The following is a 24,100-nucleotide window of genomic DNA, read 5'->3' as shown; positions in this document are numbered from 1 at the left end:
TCTTATTGAATTTATAATAGTAAAGAACATGTATATGTATAAATATATTATTTGCCTATTTTTTTGTTTTTTTGTAAACCATTCTTTTGCTCACGGGAAACTTGGTTATGCATATCAAAAAGGAGATACATTTTGTATTGGTAACAATAAAATAGAACGTAATTTTTTGTGGAATGGAGGCAATTTAATCACGATTAATCTTTTAGATAAAGAAAATGGAATAAAATGGATAAATCAAAATAAAAAAGTTGATTTTTTTATTCCGGGACAAGAAGATGTTAAAAATGAGATGGGAAGTTGGAATATTCAAAGAGTCGAAAGATCTTCTTTTCCTCCGTATACAGAGGTTCTTGTAGAATATAGGTTAGAAAAATTATTGATTAGGAGAGTTTTTCGGATTTATGATGATTGTCCAGCTATAGCAATAGATACTTATTTGAAAGGGAAAGCAAATAATTCTTGGATTGTTCAAGACTTAGATTTGGGTGTTTGGAAATACCTAAAGCGAAAAAATATTTTATCGCAGTTGGATGAAATTCCGGTTTTGGATCATATAAGTTTTAAAGGCAAACATTGGAAACTTAATTTGGTGAATTTTACTGATAATTCTGATTCTAACAATACATTCGTAAATAGTTATTCTGAGACCGCCTATTTGGAGAATGTATATAAAGGCAATTTGTTGTTTTTAGAGAATATGGAAAACGATTTTGGATTGTTTTATTTGAAAGAGTCTCCGTTGGCACCGTCTCAATTAGCATATCCTGGCGCCGACTTTATTGTGAAATTTGGTGATGTTAAGCCTATTGGAATAGGTGTTGTTGCTTCTGATTTACAAAGTGATGAATGGGTTAGAACATATAGTGTTGTTTTGGGAGTTTCTGCAAATGACGAGTTAAGTCAGTTAAAGGCGCTGCAAAGTTATCATAAATGTAGAAAATATATTGCCGCCTCAAAAGATGAAATGATAACGATGAATACATGGGGTGACAGAGGACCTTTGGAACGCTTAACTGAAGATTTTTGTTTTAAACAGATTAACGCTTGTGCTAAATTAGGAATAAGTCATTTTCAGTTGGATTGGGGTTGGCAAGAAACGTCGGACTATATAGGCAAAGATGGACTTTCTAAAAAGAAATGGACTCCTAAAGGCTCTTTATTTCCAAATGGTTTTGAAAAGATAGTGGAAAAAGGCCAGAAATCGGGTGTTCAAGTCTGTTTATACTTCGTTCCTAATACTAAATATGACAATGAAGAGTGGGAAAAAGATGCAGATGCTATTATCTATTTATATAAAAAGTATGGAGTACGCATATTCAAAATTGATGGCCAACAGATGCAAAGTAAGGCTGCGGAAATCCGAACGCGAAGAATGTATGAAAAAGTAATGAAAGAAACTGATTATAATGTTGTTTTTAATTATGATATAACTGCCGGACAACGTGGAGGATATTTTTATTTGAATGATTATGGCAATATGTTTTTTGAAAACCGTTACACTGATTTTTCCAGTTATTATCCCTATAAAACGCTTCGCAATATTTGGATGTTATCCAAATACGTTCCTGCCCAAAAAATGCAGGTCGAATTTTTAAATAAGTGGCGAAATCAAACAAATTATTCGGACGACGTATTTGCTCCTATAAATTATTCAATGGATTATTTGTTTGCGATAGCGATGATTGGTCAACCTTTGGCCTTTATGGATGTTGCAGCTCTACCTGAAGATGCTTTTGAGTCAAAGAATATTATTAGGGAGTATAAAAATATACAGTATGAATTCCATAAGGGGATAATTTTGCCAATTGGGAACGAGCCATCGGGAAAATCATGGACAGGGGTTCAGTCTATTGGGAATAAAGAAGGATTTTTATTGGTGTTTAGGGAATTAAACAAAAATAGAATAGAAGATGTTGTGACATGGTTTCCTCCTTATACAGAGTTGGAGCTTTTACCTATTTTAGGTGAAGGGAAAAAAAATAAACAAAGAGTAAAGAACAATAGAAGCGTCTCAATCCAATTATCCAAAGAGAATAGTTTTGTTTTATATAAATATAAGATATTGAATTATTGAGTGAACCTTAAATAGTATTTGATGATTAAATTTAATAGTTTATGATAAAAAGTATTTTAACGATTGCGATTTTAATAATGTCTTATCCATGCTTGGCACAACAACATCATTTGTCACTGATTCCCGAACCGAAAGAAGTCGTCGCCCACACAGGCGATTTTACACTGAGTGCTTCAACCGCTTTGTATTACCCGGCAAAAATAGAAAAAACCGTTTCCTTGTTGAATAACTGCCTGGCAGACCGTTACTCTATCCACCTTAAAAAGGGGAATGCAAGTAAAAATACGATCCGGCTCACCATTGATACGTCCGTGCCCTCAGAGTCATACCAGCTGACGGTTGATTCTAAAGGTGTCTCCATACGGGGAGGAGAGGCTGGAGTATTTTATGCTACCCAGACATTATTACAATTAATAACCGAAGATTCTAAAGGAGCGTTATCAATTCCTTTTGTCGATATTAAAGATGAACCCCGCTTTGCCTATAGAGGTCTGATGCTGGATGTTGGGAGATATTTCTTCTCCGAAGAAAACATCAAACAATTTATCGACTTGATGGCCTATTATAAACTTAATATCTTTCATTGGCATTTGACGGAAGATGGCGGATGGCGAATTGAAATTAAGAAGCATCCGGAATTAACCCGGAAGGGGGCCTGGCGCAGCAGTACGCAAGTCTCACGCGATCCTAAAAACCAGGATCGTATTCCGCATGGAGGATTCTACACGCAAGAGCAAGTCCGCTCCATTGTCAACTATGCTTCGGATCGCCATATTACGATCGTTCCCGAAATAGAAATGCCGGGGCACAGCATGGCTGCACTGTCTGTATATCCTGAGTTGTCGTGTACCGGAGGCCCTTTTGCGGTTCCTCTTGCCTGGGGGATCAAAGAAGATATCTTCTGCGCCGGAAATGAAAACACATTTCGCTTTTTAGAGGATGTTTTAACGGAGGTTATAGATCTTTTCCCGGGTGAATACATTCATATCGGGGGGGATGAAGCGCCCAAAGCGAGGTGGAAAGCATGTGAAAAATGTCAGGCGCGCATCAAACATGAGCAACTGGAGGATGAACATGGGTTGCAAAGTTATTTCATCCAACGTATCGAGAAATTTATTAACAGCAAAGGGAAAAAAATTATCGGTTGGGATGAGATATTGGAAGGCGGCTTGGCTCCGAATGCTGCGGTGATGAGTTGGAGAGGTGAAGAAGGTGGCATTGATGCCGCCAATATGGGACACGAAGTAATTATGAGTCCGAATAATTATCTTTATTTTGATTATTATCAATCCTTAGACAAGGATAATGAACCCATAAATATAGGAGGTTACCTCCCCCTTTCCAAGGTATACGGTTATGAGCCTTATACCCCGAAGATCACAGAAGAACAACAGAAATACATAAAAGGTGTCCAGGGTAATATATGGATGGAATATATCCATACAAAAGAGTTGATGTATTATATGACTTATCCCAGGGCATTAGCGCTGGCGGAAATAGGCTGGTCGCCGGCATCTAAGAAAGACTATGGGTCATTTCTTACCAGGCTGCCGGCCCGGTTGGCAGATCTAGACAAAAGAGGCATCCTCTTCCGTATCCCGGAACCTTTCGGATTAGATAACCCCCAAATCGCGAACGGGGAGGCAACGATCAGATTGGTTTCACCGGTTGAAGGTGCAACTATCTATTACACAACAGACGGGTCGGATCCTACCAATGCTGGAGAGTTATATATAAAGCCTATTGTTCTACCGTTGAATATATCTGGTATTCATGTTAATTGTGTGGTCGTTTTACCTTCTGGACGGAGAAGTGAAATATACAAAGTTAAAAGTAAAGATTTTTAATATACCCTATTAACAAGTTGAAAAAGAATATTAAAAGCCTAGTCTTGTATGAGATGTTATGTCAAAAGAAAATTCTCTAAAAAAGTGATAGTTAATAAACAAATGACTTTTGATACGCTCTCTTTTTTAGAGACTTTTGGGACAATCCATTTCATATTTGTGAGTCCTTATTCTTTTAAATTTGCCAATAATCTGATTTTTCTCTTTGCTATGATTCACTAGTGTCCATTAAAAAATGGACGATTAAAAATTAAACAAATTTAGTTCACTATAATCAATTCGTTCTTTGATATTTTTGAAATTAGCTTTATTAAAAAGATCTTTCGGCGTACTTGTATCAGTTAACGATATGCTGAGTATCTGCAAAATTTCATAGGTTGACCGTTCAAGTTTCATGTCGTGTTGCACAATTGCAACTAAGCAATAAGCTATGATAGCAGCATAAATTTGAATACGTACTGCATTTTGGGAGCTACTCCCAAACTTTTGGATTTTGAGATGCTGCTTCAACCATTTGAAAAATAATTCAATTTGCCAACGGTTTTTGTAAAGTTCCGCAACTTGATAAGCTGTCAGATGCAAGGCATTAGTCAGATATGTGTACTCGCGTTGTTTTTCTTGTTCAAAGTAAGAAACTTTACGGATAAGTTCAGGATATTTCTTTTCTGAGTTGTAAACGGTAAGAACCCCGGTGCAATCCGATAGAATATTCTTAGGTAATTTCCGTACCCACTTGACAGCTTTAAACTGTAAACTCGGCTTGGCTCTTACCACAAAGAAAGCACCTATGGCGTGGGTTGTGAATAGGTGTTTAAAGTTATTGTAACCTCGGTCAAAAACCTAATAAGCGCCAAGTTCATAAGGTATTGCATCCTTGGCAACCATATCATTGACAGATGTTGTTGTGATGTGGAAGAATGTTGGAATCTGAGTCTCGATGTCATAAAGTGTGTGTAATTTGATGCCACCTTTATGCTTGCGAAACTTAGCCCACCAGAAGACTTCCAAGCAGAGGTCGATGGTTGTAGAATCGACTGCGTAAACATTTCCATTGAGTTTGAAGATGTCGTTTATGCGTTTCTTTCTCGCAATCTCAATCATATAATAAGCGAACTCTTCAAAGATTCGATAATCTCTGTTTTGATTTGCTTTGGTAAGATTGCTTCGAGTGACACTGTTTCCAAAGCTGGGATGATAAGACTTTCCTCGATTCGCCTGGACTGCTAAAATCAAATCCTGTAGGCTAATCCTTGTATATAGTTGACCGAACATAAGGATAAGCAGTTGGTTCCAGCAAGTAAAGGACTTCACATAATGGTTTCCTTTGTATTTATCGACGATGCGACGAAATTTCTAATAATCAAGGAAGGAAATTAGTTGTGCAAAAACATATTTAGCATTATACATGGCAGTCAGATTTTGAAACTGCAAAGTTACTAATTCAAGTCCCTGCGCCGGAAATATCGAAACAACAAGCTAATTTTCAATTATTTCAAAGAACTATTTCTGATTTTTAGTGGACAGTAATGAAAAATAATAATTGTAATTAATTGAGTTATGAAAAAGATAGAATGGTTACTTTCTAAAATGTCTTTAGTGTTGCTGTCGGTAGTGATATTGTCGTTTAATCAGTGCGTTTCTTCAACGGATAAAAAACCCGATGACAGTAAATCTCTTTCTGTAAAAAAAACACTTGTGGCAAAGCATTATTATTCGGGATTTAATGATGCACATGATACTTACAATGCAATATCAGCGGCAAGTGATGGAAAAATATACTATGTCCTTTCTTCTACTAAATATGATGTCGGAGGACAATTTTACGTATATGATCCGGAAACAGATAAAACTCAATTTATTGCAGATTTGTCTGAAGCTGTAGGAGAGAAAGATAAGAGATATATTGCTCAGGGAAAGAGCCATGTGGAATTTTATGAGTATGATAATAAATTATACTTCGCAACTCATGTTGGCTATTATGAGATGATTAATGGATCTGAGCAACTTCCGAAACATGCACCGGAAGGATATAAACTCTATCCTGGAGGGCATTTTGTTTATTATGATTTGAAGAGTGGAGGAATAAAGAGTTTAGCCATAGCTCCGCATGGAGAAGGAATCATAACTATGACAATGGATAAAGAACGAGGTCATTTATATGGTATTACTTGGCCGAAAGGATATCTTTTGGATTATGATCTGAAGACAGGCCAGCTTAAAGATCTTGGTTTGATAGATGAATTGGGTGAAGGTGGCGTTATCGGTAAGGATTATCGGGTTATTTGTCGTTCTATCTTTGTTGATCCACGAGATGGCCTCTTATATTATTCGACAGCAGAAGGAGATATTTATTCCTATAAGTCAGGAGATAGTGTCCCTAAAAAGGTAGAAGAAGTGAATTTGCGGTTAGACTATTTTGGTAGTTACGACTATACCGGTGCGGGTAGTATGGGATATAATTGGCGGAAAATATTCTGGTATGAACCTGAACAGGTTGCTTACGGTGTTCATGGTAACTCTGGTTATCTATTTAAATTTGATCCGAAAGCAAAAAGTGTTGAATTAGTGGAACGAATCACTTCTGAGCCTTCAAAAAAGAGTGGGATGTTTGATCAGTTTAGCTATGGATATTTAGGTTATATGTTAGGACCGGATTCTACAATTTATTATTTGACAGGTGGTCCTGTCTATAAGGATGGGAAAAGGGTAAAAGGAGTTGATGAGATCGCGATGGGAGCTGCCAGAGGTTTAGAAAATCTCCACTTGGTAACCTATAATATACCGCAAAAGATATACAAAGATTACGGACCTATATTTTATGAAGATGGATCTATACCGACTTATGTGAATTCGGTAGCGATGGATAAAAAAGGAAATGTATATACCTTAGCAAGATTTATGCATGATGGAAAAGAAATAGAAGATTTGGTAAAAATTCCGTTTGTTAACAGATAGATAAAGGAGGTATAATTGATGAAAGTAGTTTTCTTAATTTTGATAATTATTCTTCCAAATGTTTGTTATGCGACTAATGATGATTTAAAGCAAAAACGTCAAAAGGCATTTGAATGGGTGTTTGGAGAGTATGCAAGACTCTCTTCAGAGATGAGGGAGAAAGTGCTTGCTGGCAAACCGGGGGAACGCCATTATGTTGATCGTGATGGCGACGGGAAACCAGAAGAAGTTTGGTTCGTTGATATTTCTCCACGTCATAAAAAAGAAAACCAACCTATTCTGGTGCGTGTTATTGACGAGAATGGGAATTTGGAAGCGGGAGGTGAACCGGATCAATGCGGAGACCTTTATGTTGTTGACTGGCATGGAGATGGAACAGTTGACGCTGTTGTCGGTTATGAAGATTCAGATGGAGATCAGGATGTCGATCGAATGGGGCTCTATTTTTATGATGATAACTATGGATTACGTGTTTGGTGGAGTCGTGATGATGGGGATGACAATCTGTTATGGTACGATGTCGATTATTATTATTATCAAGATATTTGCCAGGATAAAACTCATTTTGGTGGAGATGAGTCTTTTATCTCTCTCTATATAAAACCAGGGGAAAATAGGTGGACTCCATTTTTTGAAAATCCATTTTTGTTTTTTGATAATAATAAAGATGGAGTAACGGAAGAGACGCTTCGTGTTTCCGGCAAGAAGAATGTTGTACAGTCTGTTCGTTGGAGTTTTGATGTGGATGGAGATGCAACTATTCATAAGCCGCGCGATTTTGATGTTTCTCTTTCCGCTTATGCGCCTGGATGGACAATTGAGAAACTGAATGAAAGTGACTTTCGCTTACATATAAATGAAAATCTTTCTGAAATTTTGAATATCAGGGGGCGACAGTCTTTTCCTGTACTTAAAAGAGAAGTTTCTCGCTCTTATTTGAAAGAGGTGACTTGGGCTAGAATGTTAATGACTTGGGATGAGAATGATCTAAATAAGTCTTTTAATCCCATAAGACCAGACATTGAACGATGGGAGGGCGTTATAGCTGCACCTTCCAATGATAAAGGATTTGAATTCCCGGTTATTGGAGGACCAGATTGTGGCCCTTATAATAAACGTTATGAATTGTGTCTGTCTCCAAGGGGGCCTAACGCTTATTATTTCAATCCGGCCGACCGTCGTATTCATCTTAAATACAGTGATAAAACTTGGTTGAAAGTCGATTATGATTACGATAACAAGTGTGATATGTATTATCTATGGACGGATACGGATCGGGACGGAGTGATGGATAAGTTAGAAGTGGATATTGACGGCGATGGGAAAATGGATGATTCTTTTATACTTGATGTTTCTAAAGTGAGACCGGTCCAATGGACTTTTGAAGATCTGAATACCAACTATGCTCCGATTGTAGTGAATGAACCTTTGCTTGTCTATGAATTAAACCAAGCCCTTATACAAGCATTAGAATCTATTCATAAAGGAATAGATAAGGAACCTGTTTGGGAAATGATAGAACACCGAATGTCCGGAGAACATTTAACAGAGAATTTATCCCAAAGGCTGGTCAATAGTGATGAAACAATGCTTTATTATTTGAGATTAGCTGCTGATCGCCGGATTGTCGCTTTAAAGAAAGCATATAAAAATAGAGTTTTTTGGAAGCATTTTGCTGATGCGAGAACCCATGGAAATCTGAAAGAAATGATACAACAGCTATCTAACCAGTTTAAAATAACTTCCACGAAAGAAAATTATAACTCCTGGCTTAAGAATTTACGAAGTGAACCGAGTCAGAAGAAAGTCGCATGGAATAACACATGGTTACCGCCGAATTGGGGATGGGAATCGGAAAAAGCTGCTTTTCGTTGTTATGATGGGCATTTCGATTTATTTGGAAAACGTGTGGATGGGCTTCTTTATCCGACGATTGATAATGCCAGTAGCTACCATCTCGATGATGGAGGGATCGGAATGGATATACTTCATGTCGGACAGACCGGTGGTTGCGGAGGTTTAGTTTTGTATGTGGACGGGATTCCTTATCCCATTCGGAATGAAAAAAGAGAGGAAGATCCTGTTTTTTCGGCCAGATTGTTTGAAGAAACATCCGATAAAGTGACTGTCGAGTTTACCGTGACAGGGGTAGGTCCGAAAGAGGCTCCCTATACAGTTTATATTCGACCTTCTGCTTTGGCGGGTAGATATGACTCTCCCGTTGAAGTTGAAGTGAAGGGAGGAGATCCGGATAGAAAGATACAGCTCGGGCTTGTTTTGAATGTACTGCCTACTGAAGAATTCTTTTTAGATAAAGCTGCCGGAGTAATGGGAGTCTGGGGTTTCCAAGAGCCTGTCATTGGTTGGATTGGTACAGGAGTTGTGTTTGATCCTGATAAATTATTATATGCTGACGAACAGCCGGAAGAACATCGAGTAGTTTTACAGTATGAAAAAGGAGAGATTTTCCGGTATCATATTCAGGGAGATTGGTTGAGGGGGCATCGATTTGGCCCTTCTGCAGGAATGAAGGACTGGTTGAAAACACTTCAAAATACATCGAAATCAATAAAATGGAGATAGAATCCAAACATATTAATAATTACCTGTGATGAAAAAAATTGTATTTGTACTTGTTCTTATGATGGGAATGGTTACGGTGTCTGTGGCCCAGCAGACACAGAGTACAAAGAGAGTCATTCTATTTATGATTGACGGGCTTAGTTGGGAGGCGCCGACAAAATTGAATATGCCGGTTTTTAATGGTTTGATTAAACAAGGCACTTATATCTCCCAGTCGTATGTCATTATTCCGCATCATCCTACGATTGGCGATTATAGTAAATATAACAGTTGCTCATTTCCGAATCCGGTATTGCATCAGGGTTCTTTATTTTTAAGTCCTGATAATAAAATGATACAAGAAGTCTTTTCACCTAAAGAGCAAACTGCATTGGTTGTTAATACGGTTGCTTATCGGAGCATTGGGCGTGGCTTTTCTACTGCTATTATGGATGATACGTTCTCAGATGCAGAGGTCGTGGATTGTGCCATACGAATCCTTAAGAATCAGCAACCGGTTTTTATGCGCATCCATCTTCAAAGTGCGGGTCAAAGAGGGTATGATATTTCACAAAGTACTCCAGATAAGCCCTATTATAGAAATATATTCTATAAGAATTCTCCCTATGTGCAGGCAATAGAAAATGCAGATAAATTGTTAGGAAAATTTATTGCATTTTTAAAAGAATCCAAAATGCTTGATGAAACCGTTTTAATTATCACATCAGATCATGGGCAAAGCAAAATAGGCTGGCATCCGCTTTTTGATGAAGATAGCTGGAAGACCCCTTTGCTCTTTCTTGGTTCGGACATAGCCAAAGGACGTGAATTGCCTTATTTTGAACAAACAGATATTGCTCCTACGATTGCCGGTTTATTAAAGAAACAAGCTCCGGTTAATAACGGAGGGGCAGGTGTCTTTATAAAAGAAATTTTAAAAGAGAATGAGGTATCCTCCTTTCATTCTCCCCGATATCTGAAAACAATCAATGAACAAATAAAAGAATATAATTTTCTGAGGGCCCGTTTGATTCTTGCTTCAAAGGAAAATGGATATTATGCTAATGTGGTTGCTTTGTTGGAAAATGGAGCTTTTATTGAACCGTTTTATCATCAGGATCGGATTTTGGACTGGTATAAGGCTGGCGATATAAAACATTTGATCGAATCGAATGATAAGGTTTTGAAGCAAATGAGACAAATATTATCGGATAATATATGATAATGGTTTGCTAAAAATGATAAAATATACAATAAATAAAAATTATCAAGAGATGAATAGACGCAAATTTATAAAAAAGACAATATTAAGTGGAGTAAGTGTATTAACTATTTCAGGCTTAAATAATTCATATATATGGGGACAAACAAAAGGAGATAGTCGATTACCTGCAATATTAGGCGGAGCTAAATCCCATCTTGATTTATGGCCCAATTGGCCAGTGTGGAGATCTCCTGATTATGATGAAAGTGTTTTAAAAGTATTGCGTAGTGGAATTTGGTCAAGATCGAAAATTACTGGCGAATTTGAAAAAAAATGGGCTGAATTGATCGGGACAAAAAGGTGTCTCTCGGTTGTAAATGGAACCAATGCGCTCATTGCCTCGATAGCACAGTTTAATATAGGACCGGGTGATGAAGTTATTGTGCCGCCTTATACATTTGTAGCGACTGTTCAAGCTATATTGATCAATGGAGCTTTGCCCGTTTTTGTAGATATTGATCCTGAAACTTTTCAGATAGATCCATCAAAAATTGAAACAAAAATCACTTCAAGAACCAAAGCCATTTTACCGGTACATATTTTAGGCATTCCCGCGGATATGACTAAAATAATGGCTATTGCAAAGAAACATAACCTGATCGTAATAGAAGATGCTTGTCAGGCTCATTTGGCTGAAGTCAACGGGAAAAGAGTGGGTTCTATCGGGCATGCGGGATGTTTCAGTTTTCAAACGTCAAAAAATATGCCGATTGGTGAAGGAGGAGCAATTGTTAGTGATGATGAGAAATTTATGGATAGGTGTTTCTCATATCACAATTTAGGATTACCTTATGGTACGCAAGTAGGAAGCGTTAGCAGCGGACCTTTCATGGTAGGCTCTAAAATAAGATTTACCGAATATCAAGCGGCTATAGGACTTGTTCAAATGAAAAATTTGGAAAGAGATACAAATATTAGATGGAAAAATGCGAAATATTTATCGGAGAAGATAAAAGCTATATCCGGTATATCTCCGGCTAAATTGTATCCGGAAACAACTAAAGCCGTATTTCATTTATTCCCGCTACTATATAATAAGAATAAATTTAAGGGAATGTCTCGAAGTTTGTTTATGGACTCGTTGAGGGCAGAAGGAATTCCCTGTTCTTCTGGCTATACTCCGTTACATACTCAACCATTTATCAAAGCAGCTTTCGAGTCTAAATTGTATCAAAAAGTATATACTAAAGAAGATTTGAATTATGAGAATTTTCTAGATAAGAATATGTGTCCGATGAATGACCTCATATGTAATGAAGAAGCAATATGGCTGACACAAAACTTATTATTAGGCGATGAATCATCCATGGATAATATTGCAAATGCAATTGAAAAGATATATAATAATGCTGATGAAATTGTCAGAAAATTTAAAAATAAAGCAATATAGATTCAAGATGAGATTAAATAATCTTTTTGTTTTTTCCATTTTATTTCTTGGAGGGATATTCTTCTCGAAGCAACAGACTTTTGGTAGTAATAATATATGGAAAGTAGGAGTCGCTTGTAAAAATATTACTCCTGTTGCTTCAGTCTGGATGGGTGGTTATGCAAATAGAGTATCTCCGTCTGAAGGTAAAATACATGATTTGTGGGCAAAGGCTCTCATGATAGAAGATGCGCGGGGGCATCGCGCTATATTAATAACAATGGATTTATTAGGGATTCCTAAAAATTTTTCGGATGAATTGAGAAATAAAATCAAACAAAAATATGGTCTGGACAGATCACAAATTGTATTAAGTTGTTCCCATACTCATTCAGGTCCGGTTGTCTCCAGAGCTTTAGAATATATTTATCCAATGAATTCTGATGATTGGAAAAAAGTAGATCAATATACCGAAAGATTAGAAAAAATGCTTTTTCAATTAGTCGGAGAATCAATGGAAAATATGAAATATGCAAGGATCTATACAAAAAATGGAGTTGCACGTTTTCAGGTAAACAGACGCAATAATAAAGAAAATCAATTGACATCAACAACTAATTTATGTGGGCCTAACGACTATGCTGTTCCTGTAATTAAGGTGGAAGGATTGGATAAAAGTTTAATAGCCGTTATTTTCGGTTATGCATGCCACCCTACTACATTGTCAATCAATCGATTTTCAGGTGATTATCCGGGCTTTGCCCAAATAGAATTGGAGAAATTGTATCCGGGGACAGTAGCAATGTTCTTTCAAGGGGCAGGTGCTGATCAAAATCCTTTGCCAAGACGTACTATTCCGTTAGCGATACAATATGGAAAACAATTGGCCGCAGCAGTAGAGAGTGTTTTGTCTGATAAAATGGATAATCAGGAAAGTATACTAACGAATAAATATAATGAAATAGATCTTCCTCTTGATAATCCTTTATCTATGCAACAATTACAGGAAATTTCAAAAGAAAATGATTATCAGGCGCGATGGGCAAAGGGAATGATTGCCGAATATGAAAAAAAAGGTTCATTTATAAAAACTTATCCATATCCAATACAATATTGGAAAATAGGAAGCCAATCATTATTTGTAATGGGAGGGGAAGTTCTAGTTTCTTATAGTATTCAGTTAAAAGAATTATATGGACAAGAAATTTTCCTTATGGCGTATGCCAACGATATTGTATCTTATATTCCCTCCTCAGCAGTTATTGAGGAAGGAGGGTATGAAGGTGATATCTCACAGCGTGTATATGGCTTACCTGCAAAATGGGATAAACAAATTGAACCTCTTATAATTAGTGGTTTAAAAAAGTTGGCCTATGAATAGCATTTGATAATTAATTTTAACATAAAAAGTAATGGTAAAGTATATTGTGTTTTTGTTACTCTCAATAATGTCTTTTGCTTGTTGGGGACAAGCGCAGAAAGTTTCCCTGATTCCGGAGCCCAATCAGGTTGAAATTAATTCCGGTGATTTTATATTCTCTGAATCCACTCGCTTGCATTATCCTGCTAAAGTGGGAAAGACTGCATTATTGTTAAATGATTTTTTGTTTGCAAATTATGGAATCAGTTTGAAAAATGGAGCCGCCGGAAAAAATTCAATTCAATTGACGGTGGATAACTCGATGAAACCTGAAGCTTATTGCCTGATAATAGACCATAAAGGTATTTCTATTCGAGGAGGAGAGGCCGGGATCTTTTATGGGACTCAAACTCTTTTGCAATTAATTTCTAAAAATAATTCTGGGCAGTTAATCCTTCCCTATGTTGTTATTAAAGATGAACCCCGCTTTGCTTATCGCGGGCTAATGATGGATGTTGGACGATACTTTTTCTCTGAAGAATATATCAAACAGTTTATTGATTTAATGGCCTATTATAAACTTAATACATTTCACTGGCATTTGACGGAAGACGGAGGATGGCGTATTGAAATTAAAAAATATCCTGAATTAACGAAGAAAGGTGCATGGCGCAGCAGTACACAAAAAACACGTGATCCCAATAATCAAGATAGAATACCTCATGGCGGTTTCTATACACAGGAGCAGGTAAAGTCAATTATACAATACGCGGCAGATCGTCAAGTAACAATAATTCCTGAGATAGAAATGCCCGGGCATGCGATGGCGGCTTTATCTGTTTTTCCTGAATTGTCTTGTACAGCAGGACCTTTTGCGGTTCCTCTCCAATGGAGCATCAAAGATGAAATATTTTGTGCTGGAAATGAAAAAACCTTTGAGTTTTTGGAAGATGTATTAACGGAGATTATAGACCTTTTTCCGAGCGAATATATTCATATTGGAGGAGATGAAGCACCGAAGAAAAGATGGAAGGAATGTGAGAAATGTCAATCCCTTATTAAACAAGAGAAATTAAAAGATGAACATGAACTGCAGAGTTATTTTATTCAACGCATCGAAAAATTCATCAATAGTAAAGGCAAAAAGATTATTGGTTGGGATGAAATTTTGGAAGGAGGATTGGCTCCGAATGCAACCGTGATGAGTTGGAGAGGAGAAAAGGGGGGCATTGATGCTGCGAGTATGGAACATAATGTGATTATGAGTCCTAATAGTTATCTGTATTTTGATTATTATCAATCTTTGGATAGAGCTAATGAACCTTTTAATATAGGAGGTTACCTTCCTCTTTCAAAGGTCTATAACTATGAGCCTTTCACTCCACAAATAACAAAAGAACAACAGAAATATATAAAGGGGGTTCAAGGAAATATATGGATGGAATATATTCATTCAGAAGCCATGGTCTATTATATGACATATCCAAGAGCTTTAGCATTGGCTGAAATAGGTTGGTCATCCGCATCCAAAAAAGATTATAATTCTTTTTTGAACCGACTACCCCCTATATTAGCGGAGCTAGATAGAAGAGGTATACCTTTTCGTATTCCTGAACCAGCAGGACTGAATAAAGTGAGTGTTGAGGATGGAAAGGCGATCATCGATTTGATTCCATTGGTAGAAGGAGCAAGAATTTACTACACAACAGATGGATCTGACCCTTCAGTTACCGGTAAGCTATATACAGGCCCTTTGATGCTCCCTCTTAAAGTATCTGGCATTCATGTAAACTGTATACTCGTTTTGCCTTCGGGCAGAAGGAGTGGAATATATACAGTAACAGATGAAAGTTAGTTAATTACTAGTATGGAAAAGATCATCTATTCAATTGAACATTATCATTGCCGGTTTTTGGGCATTCTATTTATATATAAATATTTTTGTTTTACACAAAAGAGTAAATCTTTATCTTAAATTAATATCAATAAACAGAATAGCTATTCTACTTATTATAGACTTTTATCAAACGGGAATTTTATTTTCTAAATAATATGTCTTTTCACTTTTTAAATTGCTATTTTTGATGATAATTCTCTATAAGAATAGTTATGGCTAAGATCTTATTGTTGACAGATTATTCCAGTGGATATAGCAGGGATTTATTGAAGGGATTGGTGAGATATGCAAAAGGGGTCGGCTCATGGTCCTTGCAGCGGATGCCTTTATATTATAGTCTGATGCATGGGGAACGTGGGGTACTGGAGTATGTTAAAAGATGGAAAGCGGATGCGATCGTAGCTCAACTCAATGAGGTGGATATCGATTTATTTAAGGAATTGAATATTCCAGTAGTTGTTCAAAATTATGAGGATCGAAACCAAGCAGTTTCTAATCTTACCGGGGATTATTTTAGTACGGGAGTAATGGCCGCTGGTTTTTTCTTGAAAAGGGGTTACCGGAATTTTGCCTTCTATGGCTTTAAAGATGCTATCTGGTCGAGGGAGCGTCTGGATGGTTACAGGCAGGAAATAGAAAAGCATCATTATTACTTATCCACACTTGAGAATAATAAGAATGAGGAGGAATGGAATTATAATCATACAGGTTTAGGCAACTGGCTGATGGCGTTGCCTAAACCTGTCGCTCTATTTGCATGTGATGATTATTATGCCTTACAGGTTTCTGAAACTTGTAATTTATATGATATCGATATTCCGGGAGAAATAGCTGTTTTGGGTGTGGATAATGATGAATTATTATGCAATATATCGGATCCTTCTCTTTCTTCTATTGTATTGGATGTGGAAAATGGAGGATATAGGGTCGGTGAATTGCTCCAGCGGTTGATTAATGAAAAGAATATAGAACCCGTAAATATTGTTATTGACCCCTTGAGAATCGAGTGTCGGGGGTCTACGGAAAAGTATATTATTTCAGATAAATATATTCAAATGGTAATGGAATATATAGAGGAAAATTTTTCCAATGCTATTTCTGTGAAGGATCTGTTGAAAAAAGTTCCTCTTTCCCGCCGGGTTTTAGAGAAAAAATTTAAAGAGGAAACAGGCATTACTTTATATCAATATATACAGAATTGCCGGATCGAGCAATTCTCCCGTTTATTATTAACTACCGATTCCTCCTTATTGGATGCGGCTTTTCTATCCGGTTTTGATAATTATAAGAATGTTTCCCGTGTATTTAAGAAATATAAGGATCTTTCTCCTGCGGAATATAGAAAGAAATATCGGTCAAAATGAAGTCTTTTATTCCTAATTGACGTTTATTGAAGATTTTGTTTCGTGTTTAGAGGGGGTATTATATGCCTATCAGCTTATTTTTGCTTTATCAAAAAAATGTAATTGTACGACGAACAAATTCTTATGGAATAAACTTAAAAATCTTTTTATTATGAATCATCCGACAGGTCAGCTCGCTTCTAAACATACAACGGCAATTCCGATAGTGATTATCGGAGCTATGTTTTTTATCTTCGGATTGGTTTCGTGGGTGAATGCAATCTTGATTCCATATTTTAAGATTGCCTGCGAGTTGACCCATTTCGAGTCGTATTTCGTGACATTTGCTTTTTATATCGCTTATCTGATCTTGTCTATACCTTCCGCTTTTCTTTTGAAAAAACTGGGTTATAAGCGAGGAATGGTATATGGTTTTTTTTGTATGGCAATCGGTTCCTTGCTGTTTATTCCGGCCGCGTTGACTCGTACTTATGGGATTTTTCTAACCGGTTTGTTTATTATTGGCACCGGCCTGACAATTCTGCAGTCTTCTGCTAATCCGTATATTACCATTGTGGGACCCATCGAAAGTGCGGCTAAGCGGATTAGTATAATGGGTATTTGTAATAAATTCGCAGGCATTATTTCTCCCCTTATTTTTGCGGCTGCCGTATTGAGAGTGACAGATAGTGAATTATTTACTTTACTGGATTCCGGTACACTGGATACTATAACTAAAAACGAATTATTAGATGAGTTGATCCGAAGGGTTATACCTCCTTATGCAATCTTGTCAGTTTTGCTTTTTTGCTTTGGCCTGTTCGTACGCTATTCCGTTTTGCCTGATTTGAATCCGGAGGAGAGTAATAAAGAAGAAACGGGGAAGATGGGGAAGAAATCGGTTTTTCAGTTTCCATATCTTATATTAGGTGCGCTTGCCCTTTTCTTTCATGTAGGAACACAAGTAATAGCCATCGATACGATTATTGGTTATGCCGGCTCTATGGGGATGAATTTGTTGGAGGCTAAAGTTTTTCCATCTTACACTTTAACGGCAACTATCTTAGGATACTTGCTTGGTATTCTCTTAATTCCTAAATATATATCCCAGACGAAAGCTCTCCAGATCTGTTGCATTTCCGGCTTTATCCTTTCTTTGGGAATTATTTTCATAAATCATCCGATTACTATCTTTGGACATTCCGCCAATCTCTCTATTTGGTTCCTCTGCGCGTTGGGATTCCCTAATTCTTTGATATATGCCGGTATATGGCCTTTGTCCATACATGGATTAGGACGTTTTACAAAAATTGGTTCCTCTTTACTGATTATGGGATTGTGCGGAAATGGGATTATGCCGGTTTTGTATGGTTATTTGGCTGATCATTGGGGAGTACAAAATGCTTACTGGCTACTTATTCCGGGATATATCTATCTGATATTTTTTGCAACTTACGGATATAAGATGCATTCTTGGCCTGTTGTCATAAAACGGAAATACGATTATTTTTAATAATGTTGATCTCAAAACAAATTGATATGAAATCTAAGATTTTTATTATTGCATTGTTTTTTTCTTTTTTTTCCCTGGGCATATTACAAGGACAGAAAGTTTTTAGAATCGGAATTATCGGATTGGACACCTCCCATTCCCCTGCATTCATAAAGATGCTAAACGGGGAAGATAAGAAGGCGGAATATGCTGATTTCCGTATTGTCGCCGCCTATCCTTACGGATCGAAAACGATAGAGAACAGTTATAAACGTATTCCTGGTTATACGGAAGAGGCAAAGAAATACGGAGTGGAGATTGTAGGGTCTATTGCAGAGCTATTGGATAAAGTGGATTTTGTTATGCTGGAAACGAATGATGGAAATCTACATTTGGAGCAGGCTTATGAAGTTTTCAAAAGCGGTAAACCGGTCTTTATCGATAAACCGGTAGCCGCCACTTTGGTAGAGACTCTTGCTATTTTTATGTTATCTGAAAAATATAATGTTCCTATGTTCTCATCTTCTTCTTTGAGGTATAATCTTGAAACACAAAAAATAAAAAATGGAGCTTACGGAAAGGTTTTGGGCGCTGATTGCTATTCTCCCGCGCCCGGAGAACCTTCCCATGCCGATTTTTCCTGGTATGGGATTCATGGAGTCGAAACCCTTTATACGGTGATGGGAACGGGCTGTAAGGAGGTGAGCCGTGTCTCTTCCGACGGAATGGATGTGGTAACCGGATTATGGGACGGAGGCCGGATTGGCACCTTTAGGGGGATCCGCGCTGGAAAACAGGCTTACGGAGGTACCGCCTTCTGTGAAAAAGAAAATGTTCCGGTCGGAGGATATCCTGGTTATGAAGTTTTACTGGTAGAAATCCTGAAATTTTTCAAGACGAAGGTTGTTCCGATAGCTCCGGAAGAAACGATCGAGATTTTTGCTTTTATGGAGGCTTCGAATGAAAGCAAACGGAACAATGGGAAATTAATTTCCATACAGGAAACCTTGCAAAAGGGAGAAAAAGCGGCCGCGAAAATATTGAAAAAAAGGAAGTGGTGAATATGCGTATCTTGTTATTTTTACCCTTCCTTCTTCTGAGTGCCTGTTATTCGCCATCAGACCGTCGGTCGGGAGAGAGCGATAAAATCCGTTTGATTACGGTCGCTCCGGCTCACTTCCATGCCGCTCTCCTGCAAAAACAAGCCTTAGCACAATTGGATACGAATGTTTATGTTTATGCGCCGGAGGGAGCGGAATTAGCTGCTCATTTAGATTTGATTCAGTCGTATAATGAACGGAGAGAAGAACCTACTCATTGGAATGAAATTGTTTATCAAGGAGCTGATTTCTTTGAGAAAATGTTGAAAGATAAGCCGGGGGAAGTCGTCGTATTAGCGGGCAATAACCAACATAAAAGCTTCTACATCCTTGAGTCGGTTAAAAATAAGTTGAATGTCTTAGCCGATAAGCCGATGGCTATAGATGCAGCTTCTTTTGGGCAATTGGAGGAAGCATTTGCCGTTGCCGCCCGGAATAATGTGTTACTATATGATATAATGACGGAACGATACGATTTACTTAACCGGATCAATCGTTCGTTGATTAATGATAAGGAATTGTTCGGTGAATTGCAGAAAGGTTCGCCGGATAATCCTGCCGTTCAAATGGAGAGTGTTCATCATTTCTTCAAGACGGTTTCAGGAAAACCTTTGGTTCGTCCGGCCTGGTATTATGATGTTAAACAGCAAGGAGAAGGAATTGTCGATGTAACAACCCATTTGATCGATTTGATTCATTGGAGTTGTTTTCCCGGACAGATTCTAGATTACAGGAAAGAGATACGGGTGCTTGACGCTTGTCATTGGCCGACTCGGATCAGCCGAGCGGATTTTCAGAAGTCAACACTCTTGGATAATTTCCCGGATTTTTTATCCGAATATGTGAAGGACTCTTTACTGAATGTTTATGCGAATGGTTCTTTTGAGTATGAGGTAAAGGGAACCTATGTGAAAGTGGCTGTTGCATGGAATTTTGAAGCGCCGGAGGGTTCCGGAGATACTTTTCATTCGGTGATAAAGGGAACGAAAGCGACTACTTGCGTTTTACAAGGTAAGGAGCAGGGGCCTGTTCCCCGGCTTTATATCCGGAAGGCAAAAGAGGTTAAGCAAGAAGATTTCAGAAGGCAGCTTGAGCATTTCCTCCAAAAGGAAGATGCCCCGTCCCTTTCGTTACAGGAGCATGAAGACGGCCTTATTGAGATAGTCATCCCTCAGGAGATAAGGGAAGGGCACGAAACGCATTTCTCACAAGTTGCCGAAAAGTATTTTGGCTTCCTGAAAGGAGAAAGCATGCCTGAATGGGAAGTTCCCAATATGTTAGCAAAGTACTTTATTACGACACAAGCGTTAATGTTAGCGAAAGAAAAAGCCGACTGTGTGCGGGAACAACATAATTTTGTATCTTTACCGGCAGAAAAACACTAATCTTTATAATTTTGGATTGGAAGATGACTGAATTAGGCAGAAGAGATTTCTTTAAACAGTTAAGCGTAATTGGGGGAGGCGGTTTATTATTGAGTAGTTTGCCCTGGCTGGAAGGATTTGCAACGGATAAGCAAAAAGAGTTGAAAGGGGAAAGGGCGAAAATTGCTATTATCGGTACCGGATCCCGCGGCCTTTATCATATCAATAACCTTTTGGCAATGCCGAATGCTGATATTGTCGCCCTCTGCGATATTTATCCGCCTCACCTTGAAGAGGCTGGCGTTCTTTGTCCCAAAGCAAAAAAATACACCGACTATCATGAAGTATTGGCGTCGCCGGACATAGAGGGAGTTTTGATCGCCTGTCCTCTTCATGAACATGCACCTATTACGATTGCTGCCTTGAATGCAGGGAAACATGTATTTTGTGAAAAATCGATGGCACGGACATTGGAGCAGTGCAAGGCGATGTACGATACTTATAAAAGTACCGGTAAAGTGCTTTATATCGGGCAACAGCGTCTTTTTGACGCCAAATACATTAAGGCTCTGGAAAAGGTACATCAGGGGGGCATCGGAGAAGTAGTCGGTATCCGTAACTTTTGGTTCCGGAATAACGACTGGCGGCGGCCGGTTCCGGAACCGGCCTTGGAGCGGCAAATCAATTGGCGGCTGTATAAAGAGTATTCCGGAGGATTAATGACCGAGTTGGCAACCCATCAATTGCAAATAGGTTCGTGGGCCTTGAAGTCGATTCCTGACTATGTGATGGGAAGTGGTGATTTGGCTTTCTGGAAAGATGGGCGGGATGTATATGATAATGTAAACGTCATTTATCATTATGAGAGCGGAGTAAAAATGACCTTTGAATCCATCATTTCGAATAAACGCTATGGGATGGATGAACAGATTTTAGGACATACCGGCACATTGGAACTGGCTCAGGGAAAATATTACCCCGAAGAGCCGAAACCGGCTCCCGGCATTCAGCAATTGATTAATCAAATTGAACATAAGGCTTTTGATAATATTTCGATAGCTGGCCCCAGTTGGGTTCCCGAAACGGCTGCTGACGTACAGGGAGAGTATATTGTCAAAAATGTAAAAACCCATGACGGTTCTAATACAACCGGAGCAGTGGGGGACGGATCGGTCGAGTTGGTTTCTTCTTTTTGTGATTCGGTGATTACCGGAAAGCCAATACCTGTTTTGGTAGAAGAAGCTTATTATTCTTCCGTTTTGGCTTTGCTCGGATTGCAGGCGATGGAAGAACATCGTATCATTGAGTTTCCCGAAGAATATAAAATTCCTTATTTAAACCATGCATAACCGATGAAAGATATTGTATTTACCCGAAAAAGACAGTGTACGGAATTGATCATTTGGGGAGGATGTTTCCTTTTTTCTTTTTTACTGAACCTTTTTTCCATCATTTTTTACGGTACGGAATGGAAAGAGTTGTATACCCAACTTCTTTGGGTTGTCTGCCTCAGTTTCTTCTTCTATTTTGTCCTTTTGTTTTTTCGTTTGCTTTATCTGTTTGTTTTTTCGCTTTTTTCTTCGAAACATCGGAGATAAGGATTTTATATGGTTGCTTTTTATGAATCCTCGAACTTGCTTCATGGTTCTCTCCCCTATATAATGGGGACCCGATTGGATGCACTGATACTCAATGTAGGGGAAGCTGAGGCCAAGGCTATTTGGGAGAGGATGAGCGGAGAGATAATACGTTTGGACGGGCTTCTGAATAAGTTTGATCCGGAAAGTGAGCTTTCATTTATAAACAGGCAAGCTTATGAGACTCCTGTGCCTGTTTGTGATGAACTTTGGAATATTCTATTGGATTGCGAACTATATCATAAACTATCCTTAGGATATTTTGATATTACCTTAAAGGATTTCCGGCAAATATACTTGGATAAGGAGGAACATACGCTTCGTTTTCTTGAGGAAGGGATTCAGTTGGATCTGGGAGGATATGCCAAGGGGTACGCTCTGGAGAAAATCCGGGATATTCTTCAACGGGAAAAGTGTTTCCAAGCTTTGATTAATTTTGGCAATAGTTCCATTCTAGGTCTGGGAACCCATCCTTATGGTGAAAATTGGAGCATCGGTATCCCGAATCCGTATATTCTACAGGAAAATTTAGGAACGATGCTTTTAAAAAACACGGCCATGTCCACCTCCGGCAATATGCCTACTCATACCAAGCATATTCTAGATCCTCATACAGGGCTTTATTCAGCAAAGCGCCGTGTTGTTTCCGTTTCATCCGCCAATGCAATAGAGGCGGAAATTCTTTCCACTACGCTGATGGTTGCCGACAAGGAAAACATCCCTGAAATTCTCTCGCATTTTCAGATAAATCAATATTTGTTATTCGATTTACCTTAATCATTCATTTCTTTTCGTTTGCCATTCGTCCAAATATGATTATTTTTGTCGTGTTTGCGAGTATAACATGAAAGGATAATCATGGGGAATGGTTTTGCGGACCGTGTCCCCAATAAAAGACAATGTAAGAATGGGAAAAAGAAGAGCGGCCATTGTCGGATACGGCAATATAGGCCAGTATGTACTGGAGGCGTTGGAAGCGGCTCCCGATTTCGAAATAGCAGGTGTAATCCGTAGGAACCCGGATGACGTTCCGGACGAGTTGAGGCCTTATAAAGTTGTGGGCTCCATTACTGAATTGGACGGGGTGGATGTTGCAATCCTGGCGACTCCGACCCGTCAGGTGGAGGCACATGCCAAGGAAATATTGGCGCTGGGTATCCATACGGTTGATAGCTTCGATATTCACGGGGATATCGTTTCGCTTCGCCATTCGTTGAATGAGGTGGCGAAAGCGCATAATGCGGTGGCGGTTATTGCTGCCGGATGGGATCCGGGAAGCGATTCGGTCGTACGCGCCTTGCTGGAAGCAATCGTTCCGAAAGGGATTACCTATACAAACTTCGGCCCGGGGATGAGCATGGGGCACACTGTGGCGGTGAAAGCGATTGAAGGTGTCAAGGCTGCTTTGAGTATGACGATTCCGTTGGGTACGGGCGTACACCGCCGGATGGTTTATATTGAAGTGAAGGAGGGATACGTTTTTGATCAGGTGGCTGCCGCTATTAAATCGGATGCCTATTTTGCACACGATGAAACGCATGTGATACAGGTCGAATCCGTCGATGCCTTGCTGGATATGGGGCATGGAGTCAATCTGGTACGGAAGGGAGTCTCCGGGAAAACGCAAAACCAGTTGATCGAATTTGATATGAAGATCAACAATCCGGCGCTGACTGCACAGATCCTGGTTGCCGTGGCTCGTGCCGGTTTCCGGCAACATCCCGGCGCCTATACGATGATAGAGCTTCCGGTTATTGATCTTTTACCCGGAGATAAAGAAGATTTAATAAAAAGACTGGTATAAAACCGGTCTTTTCCATATATAATTAAAAAGAT

General features: G+C 38.6%; 15 protein-coding genes and 1 pseudogene. 15 read left to right on the top strand and 1 reads right to left on the bottom strand.

Annotated features, from left to right (window positions below; all coding sequences use genetic code 11):
• Positions 1-34 precede the first annotated feature (34 nt).
• On the top strand, positions 35-2,074 hold the full coding sequence (locus BQ8014_RS16795; RefSeq protein WP_080905362.1) for an alpha-galactosidase: 2,040 nt from the start codon (positions 35-37) through the stop codon (positions 2,072-2,074).
• 41 nt (positions 2,075-2,115) lie between these two features.
• Positions 2,116-3,921 carry a beta-N-acetylhexosaminidase gene (locus BQ8014_RS16790; protein ID WP_080905361.1) on the top strand — a complete coding sequence of 602 codons (1,806 nt, stop codon included), beginning with the start codon at positions 2,116-2,118 and terminating at the stop codon, positions 3,919-3,921.
• 243 nt (positions 3,922-4,164) lie between these two features.
• On the opposite strand, the pseudogene BQ8014_RS16785 reads toward BQ8014_RS16790, so the two are convergent.
• A pseudogene (locus BQ8014_RS16785) lies at positions 4,165-5,328 on the bottom strand (IS4 family transposase).
• 150 nt (positions 5,329-5,478) lie between these two features.
• On the opposite strand from BQ8014_RS16785, the gene BQ8014_RS16780 reads away from it, so the two are divergent.
• From BQ8014_RS16780 to BQ8014_RS16715, 13 genes are all read left to right on the top strand, one after another.
• Positions 5,479-6,876, top strand: coding sequence for a Kelch repeat-containing protein (locus tag BQ8014_RS16780; RefSeq protein WP_200814418.1), 1,398 nt, complete (start codon positions 5,479-5,481; stop codon positions 6,874-6,876).
• Between the two features lie 18 nt (positions 6,877-6,894).
• Positions 6,895-9,459, top strand: coding sequence for a DUF4861 family protein (locus tag BQ8014_RS16775; protein WP_080905360.1), 2,565 nt, complete (start codon positions 6,895-6,897; stop codon positions 9,457-9,459).
• 28 nt (positions 9,460-9,487) lie between these two features.
• A complete protein-coding gene (locus tag BQ8014_RS16770; protein WP_080905359.1) occupies positions 9,488-10,660 on the top strand; it encodes a sulfatase-like hydrolase/transferase in 1,173 nt (390 codons plus the stop codon).
• 52 nt (positions 10,661-10,712) lie between these two features.
• Positions 10,713-12,092 carry a DegT/DnrJ/EryC1/StrS family aminotransferase gene (locus BQ8014_RS16765; protein ID WP_087880561.1) on the top strand — a complete coding sequence of 460 codons (1,380 nt, stop codon included), beginning with the start codon at positions 10,713-10,715 and terminating at the stop codon, positions 12,090-12,092.
• Positions 12,055-13,452 carry a neutral/alkaline non-lysosomal ceramidase N-terminal domain-containing protein gene (locus BQ8014_RS16760; RefSeq protein ID WP_200814416.1) on the top strand — a complete coding sequence of 466 codons (1,398 nt, stop codon included), beginning with the start codon at positions 12,055-12,057 and terminating at the stop codon, positions 13,450-13,452. Before BQ8014_RS16765 ends, BQ8014_RS16760 begins: the two co-directional genes overlap by 38 nt.
• A gap of 31 nt (positions 13,453-13,483) precedes the next feature.
• Positions 13,484-15,286, top strand: a complete 1,803-nt coding sequence (locus BQ8014_RS16755; RefSeq protein WP_087880522.1) for a beta-N-acetylhexosaminidase — start codon at positions 13,484-13,486, stop codon at positions 15,284-15,286.
• Positions 15,287-15,540: 254 nt separating this feature from the next.
• Positions 15,541-16,692, top strand: a complete 1,152-nt coding sequence (locus BQ8014_RS16750) for a DNA-binding transcriptional regulator (protein WP_080905357.1) — start codon at positions 15,541-15,543, stop codon at positions 16,690-16,692.
• Between the two features lie 151 nt (positions 16,693-16,843).
• Complete coding sequence (locus BQ8014_RS16745; protein ID WP_080906022.1) at positions 16,844-18,184, top strand: sugar MFS transporter; 1,341 nt, start codon at positions 16,844-16,846, stop codon at positions 18,182-18,184.
• A gap of 26 nt (positions 18,185-18,210) precedes the next feature.
• On the top strand, positions 18,211-19,224 hold the full coding sequence (locus tag BQ8014_RS16740) for a Gfo/Idh/MocA family protein (protein ID WP_080906021.1): 1,014 nt from the start codon (positions 18,211-18,213) through the stop codon (positions 19,222-19,224).
• 2 nt (positions 19,225-19,226) lie between these two features.
• Entirely contained in the window at positions 19,227-20,648 is a 1,422-nt protein-coding gene (locus tag BQ8014_RS16735; RefSeq protein ID WP_080905356.1) for a putative oxidoreductase C-terminal domain-containing protein, read from the top strand.
• 23 nt (positions 20,649-20,671) lie between these two features.
• Positions 20,672-21,976, top strand: coding sequence for a Gfo/Idh/MocA family protein (locus tag BQ8014_RS16730; protein ID WP_080905355.1), 1,305 nt, complete (start codon positions 20,672-20,674; stop codon positions 21,974-21,976).
• A gap of 258 nt (positions 21,977-22,234) precedes the next feature.
• A complete protein-coding gene (locus tag BQ8014_RS16720) occupies positions 22,235-23,041 on the top strand; it encodes an FAD:protein FMN transferase (protein ID WP_080905353.1) in 807 nt (268 codons plus the stop codon).
• 130 nt (positions 23,042-23,171) lie between these two features.
• Entirely contained in the window at positions 23,172-24,068 is an 897-nt protein-coding gene (locus tag BQ8014_RS16715; RefSeq protein WP_080905352.1) for a diaminopimelate dehydrogenase, read from the top strand.
• Positions 24,069-24,100: the final 32 nt, after the last annotated feature.

This window comes from Parabacteroides sp. Marseille-P3160, from assembly GCF_900162725.1.
Taxonomy (GTDB): Bacteria; Bacteroidota; Bacteroidia; order Bacteroidales; family Tannerellaceae; genus Marseille-P3160.
Note: the sequence above shows the minus strand (reverse complement) of the source record. Positions and strands in the feature narration are given on the sequence as shown.

Coding starts and splice junctions, on each gene's coding strand:
- BQ8014_RS16795 (WP_080905362.1), top strand. CDS start 35: ATGTATAAATATATTATTTGCCTATTTTTTTGTTTTTTTGTAAACCAT.
- BQ8014_RS16790 (WP_080905361.1), top strand. CDS start 2,116: ATGATAAAAAGTATTTTAACGATTGCGATTTTAATAATGTCTTATCCA.
- BQ8014_RS16780 (WP_200814418.1), top strand. CDS start 5,479: ATGAAAAAGATAGAATGGTTACTTTCTAAAATGTCTTTAGTGTTGCTG.
- BQ8014_RS16775 (WP_080905360.1), top strand. CDS start 6,895: ATGAAAGTAGTTTTCTTAATTTTGATAATTATTCTTCCAAATGTTTGT.
- BQ8014_RS16770 (WP_080905359.1), top strand. CDS start 9,488: ATGAAAAAAATTGTATTTGTACTTGTTCTTATGATGGGAATGGTTACG.
- BQ8014_RS16765 (WP_087880561.1), top strand. CDS start 10,713: ATGAATAGACGCAAATTTATAAAAAAGACAATATTAAGTGGAGTAAGT.
- BQ8014_RS16760 (WP_200814416.1), top strand. CDS start 12,055: ATGAAATTGTCAGAAAATTTAAAAATAAAGCAATATAGATTCAAGATG.
- BQ8014_RS16755 (WP_087880522.1), top strand. CDS start 13,484: ATGGTAAAGTATATTGTGTTTTTGTTACTCTCAATAATGTCTTTTGCT.
- BQ8014_RS16750 (WP_080905357.1), top strand. CDS start 15,541: ATGGCTAAGATCTTATTGTTGACAGATTATTCCAGTGGATATAGCAGG.
- BQ8014_RS16745 (WP_080906022.1), top strand. CDS start 16,844: ATGAATCATCCGACAGGTCAGCTCGCTTCTAAACATACAACGGCAATT.
- BQ8014_RS16740 (WP_080906021.1), top strand. CDS start 18,211: ATGAAATCTAAGATTTTTATTATTGCATTGTTTTTTTCTTTTTTTTCC.
- BQ8014_RS16735 (WP_080905356.1), top strand. CDS start 19,227: ATGCGTATCTTGTTATTTTTACCCTTCCTTCTTCTGAGTGCCTGTTAT.
- BQ8014_RS16730 (WP_080905355.1), top strand. CDS start 20,672: ATGACTGAATTAGGCAGAAGAGATTTCTTTAAACAGTTAAGCGTAATT.
- BQ8014_RS16720 (WP_080905353.1), top strand. CDS start 22,235: ATGGTTGCTTTTTATGAATCCTCGAACTTGCTTCATGGTTCTCTCCCC.
- BQ8014_RS16715 (WP_080905352.1), top strand. CDS start 23,172: ATGGGAAAAAGAAGAGCGGCCATTGTCGGATACGGCAATATAGGCCAG.